Source organism: Streptomyces sp. NPDC053367 (assembly GCF_044545925.1).
Classification (GTDB): Bacteria; Actinomycetota; Actinomycetes; order Streptomycetales; family Streptomycetaceae; genus Streptomyces.
Window position 1 is genome coordinate 69049 of the sequence record NZ_JBITYN010000016.1, and the last position, 13406, is coordinate 82454.

13 protein-coding genes are annotated in these 13406 nt (G+C 73.9%); 4 read left to right on the plus strand and 9 right to left on the minus strand.

Going from position 1 to position 13406, the window contains the following annotated elements; translation table 11 throughout:
• Positions 1–57: 57 nt before the first annotated feature.
• Genes acs through ACIGXJ_RS35385 form a run of 3 tightly spaced genes read left to right on the plus strand, consistent with a single transcriptional unit; the run spans position 58 to position 3274 of the window.
• The gene (gene acs / locus ACIGXJ_RS35375) at positions 58–1980 is read left to right on the plus strand and encodes an acetate--CoA ligase (protein WP_399654457.1); all 1923 of its coding nucleotides are present in this window, start codon (positions 58–60) and stop codon (positions 1978–1980) included.
• A 25-nt stretch (positions 1981–2005) separates the two neighbouring features.
• Entirely contained in the window at positions 2006–2674 is a 669-nt protein-coding gene (locus ACIGXJ_RS35380) for an SDR family NAD(P)-dependent oxidoreductase (protein ID WP_399654459.1), read from the plus strand.
• A 42-nt stretch (positions 2675–2716) separates the two neighbouring features.
• Positions 2717–3274 (plus strand): adenylate kinase, encoded by a 558-nt coding sequence (locus tag ACIGXJ_RS35385; RefSeq protein WP_399654461.1) that lies wholly within the window; start codon positions 2717–2719, stop codon positions 3272–3274.
• Positions 3275–3368: 94 nt separating this feature from the next.
• Here the strand turns inward: ACIGXJ_RS35385 and ACIGXJ_RS35390 are convergent, their stop codons facing one another.
• Positions 3369–3803, minus strand: a complete 435-nt coding sequence (locus ACIGXJ_RS35390; RefSeq protein WP_399654463.1) for a VOC family protein — start codon at positions 3801–3803, stop codon at positions 3369–3371.
• A 51-nt stretch (positions 3804–3854) separates the two neighbouring features.
• Positions 3855–4577: a dienelactone hydrolase family protein gene (locus ACIGXJ_RS35395; protein WP_399654465.1), complete on the minus strand. Its 723-nt coding sequence runs from the start codon at positions 4575–4577 to the stop codon at positions 3855–3857.
• A 240-nt stretch (positions 4578–4817) separates the two neighbouring features.
• Here ACIGXJ_RS35395 and ACIGXJ_RS35400 point away from each other — a divergent pair, with 240 nt between their 5' ends.
• Complete coding sequence (locus ACIGXJ_RS35400) at positions 4818–5507, plus strand: phosphatase PAP2 family protein (protein ID WP_399654468.1); 690 nt, start codon at positions 4818–4820, stop codon at positions 5505–5507.
• 255 nt (positions 5508–5762) lie between these two features.
• Here the strand turns inward: ACIGXJ_RS35400 and ACIGXJ_RS35405 are convergent, their stop codons facing one another.
• From ACIGXJ_RS35405 to ACIGXJ_RS35435, 7 genes are read right to left on the minus strand one after another with little or no spacing between them, the layout of a single operon-like run.
• The gene (locus ACIGXJ_RS35405) at positions 5763–7097 is read right to left on the minus strand and encodes a glutamate-1-semialdehyde 2,1-aminomutase (protein ID WP_399654471.1); all 1335 of its coding nucleotides are present in this window, start codon (positions 7095–7097) and stop codon (positions 5763–5765) included.
• 7 nt (positions 7098–7104) lie between these two features.
• Positions 7105–7656 carry a dTDP-4-dehydrorhamnose 3,5-epimerase family protein gene (locus ACIGXJ_RS35410; protein ID WP_399654474.1) on the minus strand — a complete coding sequence of 184 codons (552 nt, stop codon included), beginning with the start codon at positions 7654–7656 and terminating at the stop codon, positions 7105–7107.
• Complete coding sequence (locus ACIGXJ_RS35415; RefSeq protein WP_399654476.1) at positions 7653–8864, minus strand: polysaccharide pyruvyl transferase family protein; 1212 nt, start codon at positions 8862–8864, stop codon at positions 7653–7655. Before ACIGXJ_RS35415 ends, ACIGXJ_RS35410 begins: the two co-directional genes overlap by 4 nt.
• Positions 8861–9808, minus strand: a complete 948-nt coding sequence (locus ACIGXJ_RS35420; RefSeq protein WP_399654479.1) for a glycosyltransferase family 2 protein — start codon at positions 9806–9808, stop codon at positions 8861–8863. The genes ACIGXJ_RS35415 and ACIGXJ_RS35420 overlap by 4 nt, the downstream gene beginning before the upstream one ends.
• Positions 9805–11103 carry a hypothetical protein gene (locus ACIGXJ_RS35425; RefSeq protein WP_399654481.1) on the minus strand — a complete coding sequence of 433 codons (1299 nt, stop codon included), beginning with the start codon at positions 11101–11103 and terminating at the stop codon, positions 9805–9807. The genes ACIGXJ_RS35420 and ACIGXJ_RS35425 overlap by 4 nt, the downstream gene beginning before the upstream one ends.
• Before the next feature lie 5 nt (positions 11104–11108).
• On the minus strand, positions 11109–12392 hold the full coding sequence (locus ACIGXJ_RS35430; RefSeq protein ID WP_399654483.1) for a DUF4910 domain-containing protein: 1284 nt from the start codon (positions 12390–12392) through the stop codon (positions 11109–11111).
• Positions 12380–13405, minus strand: a complete 1026-nt coding sequence (locus ACIGXJ_RS35435) for an NAD-dependent epimerase/dehydratase family protein (RefSeq protein ID WP_399654486.1) — start codon at positions 13403–13405, stop codon at positions 12380–12382. The genes ACIGXJ_RS35430 and ACIGXJ_RS35435 overlap by 13 nt, the downstream gene beginning before the upstream one ends.
• Position 13406: the final 1 nt, after the last annotated feature.

Genomic DNA, 13406 nt, shown 5'->3' on the forward strand with positions numbered 1-13406 from the left:
CAGGCCCGCCCCCGGACGGGCCGCGTCCCGGCACCCGCACCGCACTGGAGGATTCGTATGTCTCCCCGTTCCGACCACTCGCCCCGCCCCCAGCCCACGGCGGGGTCCGTCCCGCCCGTGCGAGCCGGCGACGACCGCCTGGCCTACTGGGCGCAGCAGGCGGCGCAACTGGCCTGGGACACCGAGTGGACCCAGGTCCTCGACTGGTCGGACGCCCCCTACGCACGCTGGTTCGCCGGCGGGAAGCTGAACGTGGCGTACAACTGCGTCGACCGGCATGTGGCGGCCGGGCACGGCGACCAGGTGGCCTTCCACTGGGAGGGCGAGCCGGGCGACACCCGCACCGTCACCTACGAGGAACTGCGGCGCGAGGTCTGCCGTGCCGCCAACGCGCTGCTGTCCCTGGGCCTGCGGGCCGGGGACCGGGTCGCGATCCAGCTGCCGATGATCCCCGAGGCGGTGATCGCCATGCTGGCGTGCGCGCGGCTCGGGCTGCCGCACAGCGTGGTCTTCGGCGGTTTCTCGCCGGCCGCGCTGCAGTCCCGTATCGAGGACGCCGAGGCACGGCTGCTCATCACCTCGGACGGTCAGTTCCGCCGGGGCCGGGCCGAGCCCATGAAGGCGAACACCGACGAGGCGACAGCAGGCACGCCCGGCGTCGAGCACGTCCTGGTGGTCCGCCGCACCGGCACCGAGGTGCCGTGGACCGAGGGCCGGGACCTGTGGTGGCACGAACTGGTGGACGCCCAGCCCGACCGGCACGTCCCCGAGGCGTTCGACGCGGAGCACCCGCTGTTCATCCTCTACACCTCGGGCACCACGGGTAAGCCGAAGGGCATCCTGCACACCTCCGGCGGCTACCTCACCCAGGCCGCCTCCACCCACCGCACGGTCTTCGGCCTGGACCCGGACACCGACGTGTACTGGTGCACCGCGGACATCGGCTGGATCACGGGGCACTCGTACATCGTCTACGGGCCCCTCGCCAACCGCACCACGTCCGTGCTGTACGAGGGCACGCCCAACACCCCGCACGAGGGGCGGCACTTCGAGATCATCGAGAAGTACGGCGTCTCCGCCTACTACACGGCCCCAACCCTCATCCGCACCTTCATGAAGTGGGGCGAGGACATCCCCGCCCGCTACGACCTGTCCTCGATCGGTGTGCTCGGCAGTGTCGGCGAGCCGATCGATCCCGAGGCGTGGCGCTGGTACCGCGAGCACCTCGGCGCCGGCCGGGCACCGGTCGTGGACACCTGGTGGCAGACCGAGACGGGCGCCGTGATGATCGCACCGCTGCCCGACAGCCCGGACTTCAAGCCCGGCTCGGCGCAGACCCCGTTGCCGGGGATCTCCGCCAAGGTCGTCGACGACCAGGGCAAGGAGGTCGGCCGGGGCGAGAGCGGCTATCTGGTGCTGGACCAGCCGTGGCCGTCGATGCTGCGCGGGGTGTGGGGCGACGACGAGCGCTACCGGGAGACCTACTGGTCCCGGTTCGCGGCGCAGGGCTACTACTTCGCCGGGGACGGCGCCCGCTACGACGAGGACGGCGACATCTGGCTGCTGGGCCGCGTCGACGACGTCATGAATGTGTCGGGGCACCGGATCTCCACGTCCGAGGTCGAGTCCGCGCTCGTCTCCCACCCCGCTGTCGCCGAGGCGGCCGTGGTGGGCGCCTCGGACGCGACGACCGGCCAGGCGATCGTCGCCTTCGTCATCCTGCGCGCGGGCGCCGCGGGCGAGGTGGCCACCGGTGCCCTGCGCGACCATGTGGCGCAGGAGATCGGCCCGATCGCCAAGCCCCGCCAGATCATGGTCGTCCCCGAGCTGCCCAAGACCCGCTCCGGCAAGATCATGCGCCGGCTGCTGCGGGACGTCGCGGAGAACCGGGAGGTCGGCGATGTCACCACGCTCGCGGACGCCTCCGTCATGGACCTCATCAACGCCGGCCCGACCGGCACATCGCGTCAGGCCGGCTGACCGGCGAACCCCAGGAGGCACCGCCATGGCACACGCACCCACGCTGACCGGCCGGACAGTCCTGGTGACCGGCGGCGGCGACCTGGCCGCCGCCACGGCGGGAGGCCTCCTGGCCCACGGCGCCGTCGTTGCGCTCGCGGGACCCGACGCCGAGGAGACGCGCCGCACGGCACGGCCGGGCTCCGCGCTGCTTGCGCTGCCCCCGGCCGGGGACGGCCTGGCCGGGCCCGCGCGGGCCGTCGACACGGTCGTCGAGCGTCTCGGCCGCCTGGACCACCTGGTGAACCTGGTGGCGGCCCGCCCCAGCCCGGGCCCGCTCATGGAACTCGACCCGCTGGCCCTGCGCGACATCCTGCACCACGACCTGGTGACCCCACTGGCCTGTACCCAACGCGCCTACTGGCGCTGGATGGCCGCCCACGGCGGATCGGTGGTCAACGTGGTGGCGGACACCGCCCGCAGCGGCCCCCAGGACGCCGCCCTGGGCGCTCTCACCGAGCTCACCGAATGGCTCGCCGCCGAACTGGCCCCGCGTGTCCACGTCCACACCCTGATGCCCAGCCCGTCGCTGGGGGCGGTGGCCTACCGGCAGGCCGTGCCGCAGGTGCTGGGCGAGCTGCTGACCCACGGTACGGACCCCGCGGACGGCCCCGTGCTCGTCCTGAGCGACGCACCTGGCTGCCGGGCCGCCTGACCGGCCCACCTCCACCTGACCGACAGAAAGGCTGTCACCCTGATGCGCATCGTCCTCATCGGCCCTCCGGGAGCGGGCAAAGGCACCCAGGCGGCCGCGCTCAGCGAGCGGCTCGGCGTCCCTCACATCTCCACCGGAGACCTGTTCCGGGACCATGTGACCCGCCGAACACCCCTCGGCCGGGACGCCCAGCGCTACCTCGACACCGGCGAACTCGTCCCCGACACCCTCACCGGCGCCATGGTCCGCGAACGCCTCGCCCGCCCGGACGCCCGGCACGGCTTCCTGCTCGACGGATTCCCCCGTACGGTGCCGCAGGCCCGGGAACTCGCCACCGTCCTGGCCGCCACCGGCGCCGCCCTGGACGCGGTGCTGGAACTCACCGCCCCCGAACACGTCGTGGTGGCACGCCTGTTGAGCCGCGGTCGGCCCGACGACACCGAGGAAGTCGTACGACACCGCCAGCGGGTGTACGAGAGCCGGACCGCGCCTCTCCTCGCCCACTACGCGAGCATCCTGGTCACGGTCCCCGCCACCGGGCCGGTCGAGGAGATCACGGCACGCGCCCTGGCCGGCCTGGCGGAGGCGGGGGTCGCCTGAGCACTACGACGCCTGGCGCGCGGCCCACGTCTGGTGTGCGGGCGGTGCCCGCCGTGCGGCCGTCGCCCGTCATGCGGTCGACACCCGTGCACGGTCAGTCCAGGCAGAACTCGTTGCCCTCGACGTCCTGCATCAGGATGCACGACTCGTTCTCCTCGTCGGCGGGCAGCAGCCGCACGCGTACCGCGCCGAGTGCCACCAGCCGCTCGCACTCGGCCTCCAGCGTGGCCAGGCGCTCCTCGCCCACGAGGCCGGTGCCGGCCCGTACGTCGAGGTGGACGCGATTCTTGACGACCTTGCCCTCGGGCACGCGCTGGAAGTACAGCCGCGGTCCCACGCCCGTGGGGTCACTGCACGCGAACCACGCACCCCGCTCCTCGGGCGGCAGTGACCGATTGAACTCGTCCCACGTGGCGAACCCCTCCGGCGGGGGCGGAGCGACGTATCCCAACACCTCGCACCAGAACCGGGCGACACGCTCGGGGTCCGCGCAGTCGAAGGTGACCTGGAACTGTTTGACCGATGCCATCGGGCCACCGTAGCAGGGGGACGATCTTGCTCAATCGCCCACATCCGGGGGCTATGTGAGGGGCAGGCACTCGGCGAGCAGGCCGACGACGTCCTGCCAGGCCCGCCGCGCGTGCAGCGGGTGGTGGCCGACACCGGGGAGCACGGCGTGGCCGACCGGCGGGTGGTGGAAGGCGTGCAGGGCCCCGCCGTAGACCGTCAGGCGCCAGTCGACCCCGGCGGACTGCATCTCCGCGGCGAAGGCGTCCCGTTGCTCCGCGGGCATGATCGGGTCCTCCGATCCGACCCCGGCCCACACGGGGCAACGGATGCGTGCCGCCTCGCCCGGCCGCCCCGTGGTCAGCGCGTTGACCGTCCCGATCGCGCGCAGACCGACTCCGTCGCGCCCGAGTTCCAGCGCGATCGCGCCCCCGGTGCCGTAGCCGATGGCGGCGATCCGGTCCGGGTCGGTCCGCGGCTCGGCGCGCAGCACGTCGAGCGCCGCATGGCCGATGTCCCGCATCCGGTCGGGGCTGGCGAGCAGGGGGTTCACGTACGCCAGCATCTCCTGTGGGTCGCTGAACCAGCGCCCGCCGTTGATGTCGAAGGCCAGCGCCACGTAACCGAGTTCGGCGAGAGCGTCGGCCCGGCGGCGCTGGAAGTCGTTCAGGCCGGGGCCCTCGGGGCCGATCAGGACCGCGGGCCGGCGGTCCCCACCGGCGGGGAGCGCGAGGTGCCCGATCATCGTCAGGCCGTCCGCAGGGTATTCGACTGTGCGTGTGGTGACCGTCGTCATGGGACCGGACTGTAGTGAGAGCCGGGTGCCTGTCGGGCTTTTCTCGGCTGTGGGCAGAGCGACTCGGACGCGGGTCGCTTTCCGGCGTCGGCGTGCCCGGCCGTGTGGTTGGCTAGGGTGGCACGCGCAGACTCGCCTTCGGGGAGTTGTGAGGTCGGCCCGACGGGAGAGGGAAGTGCAGCGCATCCGCCGGACCGTCCGCGAGGGTGTGCGGGCGTCCTCCTCGGCCGCGGTGGGCGTGTGACCGGCCGCCCGGCGCCCCCGGTGCTGCCCCCGTCGCTGCGCGCGCCGCTCGGGCTGATCGCGGCCCTCGCCGCCCTCGTGGTCGTCGTTGTCGGGGCCCTGTACGCCGGCCACAGCGAGCCCGCCGGCGTGGACAGGTGGATCGTCCACCCGACGGCGGACAGTGTGCGTCCGCCGTGGCGGCGGGTCGCCCTGGCCACGGACTTCCTGGGGGAGCCCGTGGGAGCGGCGGCGCTGGTCGGGACCGTCGTGGCGGTCTGCCTGCTGCGGCGGTGGCCTCGCGCGGCGGTGTTCGCCGTCACCGGCGTCGGCGTGGCCGTGGGGACGACGACCGTGCTCAAGCCCCTGGTGGGACGCACCATCCACGGCGCGGGAAACCTGTCCTATCCCAGCGGGCACACCGCCTTCGCCACCGCCTTCGCGCTCGTGGTGGCGCTGCCGGCGGCCGGCCGGCTCGGCCTCGGCAGGGCGGCCGGCACGGCACTCGTGCTCGGCGCGGCGCTGGTGGCCGGCGCCGCCATGGGGTGGGCGCAGGTCGCCCTGGGGGCGCACTACCCGACCGACGTCCTCGGCGGCTGGTGCACCGCGCTGGCGGTGACACCGGCGACCGCGTGGCTCATCGACCGGACGGCCGACCGCCTGGCCGGCCGAAGAACCACCGGCTCCCGCCCGCAGCAACGCCGCTGACCGGCTGTCACCTCAGACTGAGGGCCGGACACCGGCCCGGCCACGGCGCCGGCTCACGGACGTCAGGCCACCCCACACCGACCGGCGGAACACCGGGCCGGCCACGGCGCCGGCTCACGGACGTCAGGCCACCCCACACCGACCGGCGGAACACCGGCCCGGCCACGGCGCGGGATCAGCGGCGTCAGTTCACCCCACACCGACCGGCGGAACACCGGGCCGGCCACGGCGCGGGATCAGCGGCGTCAGGTCACCTCACACCGAGCGCCGGAACACAGGCTTGACCGGACGTCCCCCCAGCCACGGCGTGGGATCACCGGCGTCCAGCGCCTTCCGGTACACCGCGCACGCCTGCGCCACCACGTCGACGGTGTGGTCGATGTCGGCGTCGTCGAGCGCGCCGCTCACCACGAACGACGGGGCCAGCACCCCGCCCGCGAGGAGTCGGCGCAGGAACAGGGTGCGGAACCGCTGCGACGGCTGCCCCTGCTCGTCGAGGGTGGCGAAGACCAGGTTGCTGGCCCGGCCCCGGACGACGACGTGGTCACCCACGCCCATGCTCTGCGCCGCGGCGCGGACACCGGCGGCCAGCCGCTCGCCGAGGGCGTGCAGCCGCGCGGTGACGCCCTCCTCCACGTAGGTCGTCTGCACGGCCATCGCCGCCGCCAGGGAGTGCGTCTCCGCGCCGTGCGTGGTGGACAGCAGGAACACCCGGTCGCCGGAGTGGCGCAGCCCGCCCAGCTCCATCAGCTCGCGGCGCCCGGCCAGCGCGGAGACGGCGAACCCGTTGCCCAGCGCCTTGCCGAACGTGGAGAGGTCCGGGACGACGCCGTACAGGCCCTGGGCGCCGGCCTCGGACCAGCGGAAACCGGTGATCATCTCGTCGAAGACCAGGACGCAGCCGTGCCGGTGGGCCAGCTCGCGCAGCCCGGCGAGGTATCCGGGCGGCGGCTCGGTGTGGGTGGCGGGTTCGAGGATCAGGCAGGCCACCTCGCCCTCGTACCGGGTGAGCAGCTCCTCCGTGGCGGCCAGGTCCCCGTAGGGGAACGACACGGTGAGGCCGGTGGTCGACGCCGGGATCCCGGCGGACATCGGGGTGGTGCCGATGAACCAGTCGTCGACGGAGAAGAACGGATGGTCGGCGCAGAGGGCCACCCGCGGGCGCCCGGTGGCGGCCCGCGCGAGGCGCACCGCGGCGGTCGTCGCGTCCGAGCCGTTCTTCGCGAACTTCACCATCTCCGCGGTCGGCACCGTCGCCAGGAAACGTTCCGCCGCCTCGGCCTCCAGGACGGAGGGCCGGACGAAGTTGCTGCCCCGGTCGAGCTCCCGGCGCACCGCCTCGAGCACGCGCGGGTGGGCGTGGCCGAGGCTGACCGACCGCAGCCCGGAGCCGTACTCGACATAGCGGTTGCCGTCGACGTCCCACACATGGGCGCCGCGGCCGTGGCTGATGACCGGCGCCAGGTTCTCGGGGTACTGGTCGTCTCCCTTGGCGTAGGTGTGCGCGCCTCCCGGGATCAGGGCGTGCAGCCGCTCGTTCGCCGTCCGCGACCGGGGCAGCCGGAACTCTTCGGTGTCTTCGGTGTCCACGGCGGTCTCACCTCTCCTTGTGCTTCAGGACCTCGGCGAGGCTCGGCGCCTCCCGGTCCCGCTGGGACATCGACGTGACCGGCAGCGGCCAGGGAACGGCGAGCTGGGGGTCGTCGAAGGCGATCGTCACGTCCTCGGCCGGATCGTGCGGGCGGTCGATCCGGTACGACGTGTCGGCGGTCTCCGTCAGTGCCTGGAAGCCGTGCGCGCACCCCGCCGGGATGTACAGGCTCACCTGCGTCTCGCCGGACAGCTCGAAGAACGCCCGGCCCAGGTAGGTCGGCGAGTCCGGCCGCAGGTCCACGACCACGTCGAAGACGCGCCCGTACGAGCAGCGCACCAGCTTGGCCTCGCCGGCCCCGGAGCGCAGGTGCAGGCCGCGCAGCACGCCCCGCACCGAGCGGGACACGCTGTCCTGCACGAAGGCGCCCGGGTCGAGGCCCACCGAGCGGACCACGTCGGCGTCGAAGGTGCGGCAGAAGAAGCCCCGTTCGTCGGCGTATGGCGTCGGCTCGAACAGGTACGCGCCGGCGATCTCCGGGACCTGGACCGCTTTCATGGAGCCTCCCGATACGCGTGGACGGCCGTGGGGAACAGGGCCGTGGTCAAGGCGGTGAACTGCTCCTGGAGCTGCCGGGCGGCGACCCGGTTGCGCTCGGCGAGCGTGCGGCGCAGCTCGGCCGACCGACGCTCCAGCTCCCGGAACTGCTCCAGCAGCCGGCCGGCGTCGACCTCGCGGGCCGGGTGGCGGTACGCGCCGAGGCCCATCCGGTCCATGAGCGCGTCGCTCTTCGTCGCGTAGCTGAGGGCGAGCGTCGGTGTGCCGACCTTCAGGGCGCAGATCAGGTTGTGGTAGCGCGTCGCCACCGCCGTGTCGGCGGCCGCCAGCTCCTTCATCAGGTCGGCCAGCGAGGCCGCTTCGGCGGCGGTGACCAGCGGCGAGTCCACCGCGTCGAGGATCGCCGTGACCACCGAGGCGTCGCAGTCGTCTCCGGTGAGCAGCCGGACCGGCCGGCCCTCGACGGTCAGCGCGCGGACGAACCGGATCATCCCGTCGACGTAGCGCCGGTGGATCTCCTCGGCCCGGGCGCGGTCGTCGTTGCCGCCGTGGAAGTCCATGACACCGACACAGACCGGTCCCGGCGGGTTAGGGGGCGCGCTCGCGGGAGGCGTCGGCAGGGCGAACGCGAGGTCCGGGTGGACCGCGTCACGCGAGGTGTCCACGCCCATCTCCCGCATCGCGTCACGTGACGGGGCGTCCCGGTACGACCGGTACGCGGCCAGCCGCGCCGACCAGCGCACCAGGGCCCGCGTCGGCCGGCTGCCGATCGGGGCGGCGCCGACGCCGACCAGCGCCACCCGCGTGCCGAGCAGCCGGCCGCTCGCGCAGAGCAGGAACAGGGAGTACGGGAAGCCCCACGGCCGCAGCGGCAGCGTGGCCTCCAGCACGCCCATCCCCGGCACGATCACCACGTCGTGCCGGCGCACCCAGGCGGCGGTGCGGAAGACGTCGACGAACTTGCCCAGACCCTTCGCCGCGACGGCGCCCGCCCGGGACGCGGTCCGGTACTCGGCGCGGTTCCAGTGCATCCGGGCGGCGGGGATCCCGAACCGGGTCGTCACGGCCTCGGGCCCGCCGCACAGCGCGTCCACGACCGCGTCCGGGTGCTCGGCGCGCAGGTAGCCGAGGACGGCTTCGAGCGAGCCGTCGTTGCCGAGGTTGCCGGACCCGAGCAGGCCGAACACCCCTACGCGGGCGGCGGTCACGTGCGCCTCCCCTCACGGCCGGCGACCAGGGCGTCGACCGACACGGTGAGCTCGGCCGGGTCGACCGGGGCGCGGTCCTCGACCCGCTCGCCGGCGCCCGGCCGGGCCCGGCTGGTCATCCACGCGGCCAGGTGGCGGTAGCAGGCGCGCCGGTCGGCCGCGGACAGCGGCGCCCGCCGGACCGCCGAGGCGAAGCCCCACACGTACTCGGCGAGCAGCCGGGGCGTCGGGTGCAGCAGGCCCGCCCTGCGCGGGTCGAGGTTGACGCACCGCGACCGCTTGGACGGGTTGGCCCGCTCGGCGCGGGCGGGGTGGTCGCGGCGGAAGTACAGCAGCTCCGGCACCTGGTGGAAGGGCCCGTGCAGGGTGATCTCGGCGACGAACGTGCGGTCGGCGTGGTGGTAGCTGTCCATCGGCTTCACCCGCCGCAGCACGTCCGCCCGGATCACCCCGTAGAAATCGTCGCCGCCGGGCTCGAACAGCAGGCTGCGGAACCGCTCGGGCGCGTGCGGCGAGGCGGTGGCGAGCGTGTACGCGTAGGGGACCTTCACCCGGCCGTCGCCGTCGATGACCGCCTGGTCGGAGTGCGCGAGGATCACGTCCGGCCGCTCGTCCAGCGCCTCGACGCAGCGCCGCAGCAGGTCGCGGGCGTACAGGTCGTCGTGCGAGGCCCACTTGAACAGCTCGCCGCGGGACTCGGCGAACACCCGGTTGTGGTTCGGCGTGGCGCCGATGTTCCGGGGCAGCCGCAGGTAGCGGATACGTGAGTCCTGCGCCGCGTACTCGCGGCAGATGTCCTCGGTCCCGTCGGTCGAGGCGTTGTCGGAGACGATCAGCTCGAAGTCCTCGTACGTCTGGCCGAGCAGGGCGTCGAGCGACTCGGCCAGGTACTCCTCGCCGTTGTACACGGGCAGGCCGATGCTCAGCCTGGGGCGGTCGGTCATGAGGTCCTCACTTCGGGAACGGAGTTGCGCGGGCGCTCGCGCAGGGCGGACCGCAGCTGCAGCCACCACACGGCCGAGCCGCTCACCGTCGCGGCGGCGACGCCCCAGGCCGAGCCGACCGTGCCGGCGACGGCCGCCCCGCCGAGCCCGCCGCCGGCGTAGCAGACGGAGGAGAACAACTGGCAGCGCAGGCTGCGCCGGGCCGCGCCGAGCGCGCGCAGCCCGGCCGCCGCGCCGGTGCCGAGGCCCGCGCCCGCGACGCCGAGGGTGACCGGCACGATCAGCTGAGAGGCGGAGTGCCACACGCCGCCGAGCGCGAACTCGCCGAGCCGGTCCGGGACCAGCAGCAGCGCCCCGCCCCACAGCAGCGCGGCGACGGCCTGCCCGCCGCCCAGCAGCAGGCAGAACGAGCCGAGGCGGTGCGGGGCCTGGCGCAGCACCCGTGCCGCCTCCGGCACGGTGACCAGCGACAGACCCATCAGCACGGCCAGGAACGGGCCGAGCAGCAGTTCGGCGCCCCGCACCGCGCCCACCGCGCCGACCCCGGCGATCGCGCCGAGCCCGTACGCCCGCAGCTGGCTCGCACCGCTGAGGCTGACGTTCTCGACGAGGTACCGGTAGCCGAGATCGCGCTGCTCGCGCAGCCAGCCGCGCGCCTCGGTCATGCGGGGCCGGATGCCGGACTGGACGTGGCCGTACACCGCCGCCACGGTGGCGGACGCGCCCCAGGCCAGCACGAACGCGGCGACGGTACCCGCGTGGGCCGCCACCACCATGGCCGGGACGAGCGCGACACCCCACACCACGTCGTTGACGAACGCCTTGCGCCCGGCTCCCGCGGCGAAGAACGAGAACCGCCAGGCGTCCTGGAGCAGCAGCCCCGGCAGCATGACGCCGAGACAGGCGAACGCGGTCCCCACCCGGCCGCCGAGCGCGAGGCCGGCCACCAGACACACCGCGCCGATGGCGCCGCCGACACCGAGCGCGGTACCCGTGGAACGGGCCACCGCCCCGCGCCAGGACGCGTCCGGCACGCCGCTGAACCGCACCACGAGCGGGTCGGTGGCGAGCCCCCGGGAGACGTTGAGCACCACGCCGTACGTCACCCAGGCCAGGCTGAACACGCCGAACGCGGTCACCCCCAGCGAGCGGGCCACATAGAGGCCCACCGCGAAGTTGGACATGCTGGAGGCCGCCTGGTCGGCCAGCCCCCAGGACAGCCGGCCGAGGAGGGCCCGCCGGGCGGACCCCGCCGCCGGTGCCGTGCTCGGGGGACTCTCCTCCTCGGTGCTCATCGGCCTCACGCCTTGATCAGCCCGGCGCCGTGCAGGGCGTCGGCCGCGTCGGCGACGGTGCCGAACGGCAGCCCGGACCGCTCGGCGACGTCCAGCAGACTGTGCTCGCCGTCGGAGAGGTTGAGCACCCACAGCATGGCCATCTGCGCCTGCTTGGTGTCGCTGCGGCCGCCGAGCGCGTCGTACAGCCCGCGCCGGCCCAACTGCGGCTCGCCGTAGGGACTGAGGTTGAGATAGCGCCGGTTGCGGTCGAGCACGGCGAACGCCTCGCGGCAGACGGCGAGGGTGTCCGCCATCGCCTCCGGGGAGACGAAGTCCAGGTCGTCCGCCGAGGTGTGGTACTCGGGGTAGCCCGCGTACGGGGTCCGGGTGAGCGAGCCCACGCCCAGATCGAACCCGGGCGAGCAGAACTGCCGCTCGTCGTAGCCGTACGGAGTGAACTCCCTGATCTCGTGCGGGCGCCGGGACGCGGCCAGCACGTGCCCCAGCACCCGGTCGATCTCCGCGTCCCCGCGCCTGCTCCGCTTGTACGTCAGTGGGCCCGGGTCACCGGCGCAGGCCAGCACCAGCCCGTGCCTGACCCGCTCCACCCGCTGCGCGTTGCGGGCCAGCCAGGTGATCGCGCCGATGGTGCCGGGCGCGAACAGGAACCGGTAGGTGTAGTACGGCGTCCGCTCCGCCAGCGCGCGGGCCAGGAACACCGCCACCGCGACGCCGGCCAGGTTGTCGTTGGCCAGCGACGGGTGGCACACGTGGCAGGACACGATCACCTCGTCGGGGACCTGCCCCGGCACCACGTGCTCGGCGTAGGTCAGGTGGCCGTCGGCGAGGGTGGAGTCGATGCGCACCTCGTAGTCGCCGTCCGGCAGCGCGTCCAGGGTCTCCTGGGCCAGGCAGAACCCCCAGTCCGGCTTGTAGTAGCTGGTGCGGTACGGCACCCAGGACGGGTGGTCCGGCAGGGTGTGCAGGTGCGCGCGCAGCTCGGCCAGCGGCATGGTCCGCGCCACCGGCACGCTGTAGCCGAGCACGTGCAGGCTGGACGCGGCGAAGTCGACGACCCTGCGGCCGGCGCCGTCGGCGATGTACGCGTCCCTGATGTTCCACTCCTGCGGCACCGTCCAGTCGAGCACCTGCGTCCCGGTCGGCACCTCGTGCGTGTGCAGCGGGATGTACTCGCCGACGATGTCCAGGGTGGCGCGCACCCCGTCGCCGGTGATGCTCCGGCAGAGCGGGTAGAGCCGCTCCACCAGCGCGTACATCTCCTGGCCTTCCTCGGTCACGGGCGCCACCGCAGGGTGTCGTCGACCGCTCCGGCGTCGGACGCGGCGCGCAGCACGGCCAGGCGGGTGAAGCGCCGCTCGAAGTCCTCGCGCGTCAGCTTGTACCGGCCGTAGGCGTCGGCGAGTTCGAGTGCGCCCCGCTTCACCGTCCACTCGCAGTCGAAGCCGGGTATCGCGGCCCGGAACCGGGAGAAGTCCACCCGGTAGGAGCGCGGATCGGCCCCGGTCTCCCCGGTGATCACCACCTTCGCGCCGTCCACCGCCTCGGCGACCTGCCCCGCGATCTCGGCGACCGTGACGTTGTTGGCTTCGCTGCCGATGTTGAACGCCCGGTCGTGCACCGCCTCCCGCGGCGCGGTCAGCGCGGCCGTGAAGGCCCGGGCGATGTCGGCGGCGTGCACCAGCGGGCGCCAGGGGGTGCCGTCGGAGAGCACCAGGACCTCGCCGGACAGCAGCGCGTGGCCCACCAGGTTGTTCAGCACGATGTCTGCGCGCAGCCGGGGCGAGTAGCCGAAGGCGGTGGCGTTGCGCATGTACACCGGGGTGAAGTCGCCGTCGGCCAGCACGTGCAGGTCGTCCTCCACCCGCACCTTCGACTCCGCGTACGGCGTCACCGGGCGCAGCGGCGCGTCCTCGGCGACCAGGTCGTCGCCCCCGGCGGCGCCGTAGACCGAGCACGTCGACGCGTACAGGAACCGCCGCACCCCGGCGTCGCGGGCCAGCCGGGCCAGCCGCACGGACGCGCGGTGGTTGATGTCGTAGGTCAGCTCCGGCGCCAGCGACCCCAGCGGGTCGTTGGACAGCGCGGCCAGGTGGATCACGGCGTCCACCCCGGCCACGTGCTCGGCCGTGACGTCACGCAGGTCCACCCGGTGGCCCGGCGGGTCGGCGGGCGCCGGGCCGAGGACGCAGTCGGCGAACAGGCCGGCGTCCAGGCCGACGACCTCGTGCCCGGCGGCCGCGAGGACCGGGGCCATCACGGTGCCCAGATAGCCCTGGTGTCCGGTGAGCAGTACGCGCAAG

Excerpts from the sequence above, each read along its gene's own strand:
- acs (WP_399654457.1), top strand. The coding sequence starts at position 58 with ATGTCTCCCCGTTCCGACCACTCGCCCCGCCCCCAGCCCACGGCGGGG.
- ACIGXJ_RS35380 (WP_399654459.1), top strand. The coding sequence starts at position 2,006 with ATGGCACACGCACCCACGCTGACCGGCCGGACAGTCCTGGTGACCGGC.
- ACIGXJ_RS35385 (WP_399654461.1), top strand. The coding sequence starts at position 2,717 with ATGCGCATCGTCCTCATCGGCCCTCCGGGAGCGGGCAAAGGCACCCAG.
- ACIGXJ_RS35390 (WP_399654463.1), bottom strand. The coding sequence starts at position 3,803 with ATGGCATCGGTCAAACAGTTCCAGGTCACCTTCGACTGCGCGGACCCC.
- ACIGXJ_RS35395 (WP_399654465.1), bottom strand. The coding sequence starts at position 4,577 with ATGACGACGGTCACCACACGCACAGTCGAATACCCTGCGGACGGCCTG.
- ACIGXJ_RS35410 (WP_399654474.1), bottom strand. The coding sequence starts at position 7,656 with ATGAAAGCGGTCCAGGTCCCGGAGATCGCCGGCGCGTACCTGTTCGAG.
- ACIGXJ_RS35420 (WP_399654479.1), bottom strand. The coding sequence starts at position 9,808 with ATGACCGACCGCCCCAGGCTGAGCATCGGCCTGCCCGTGTACAACGGC.
- ACIGXJ_RS35425 (WP_399654481.1), bottom strand. The coding sequence starts at position 11,103 with ATGAGCACCGAGGAGGAGAGTCCCCCGAGCACGGCACCGGCGGCGGGG.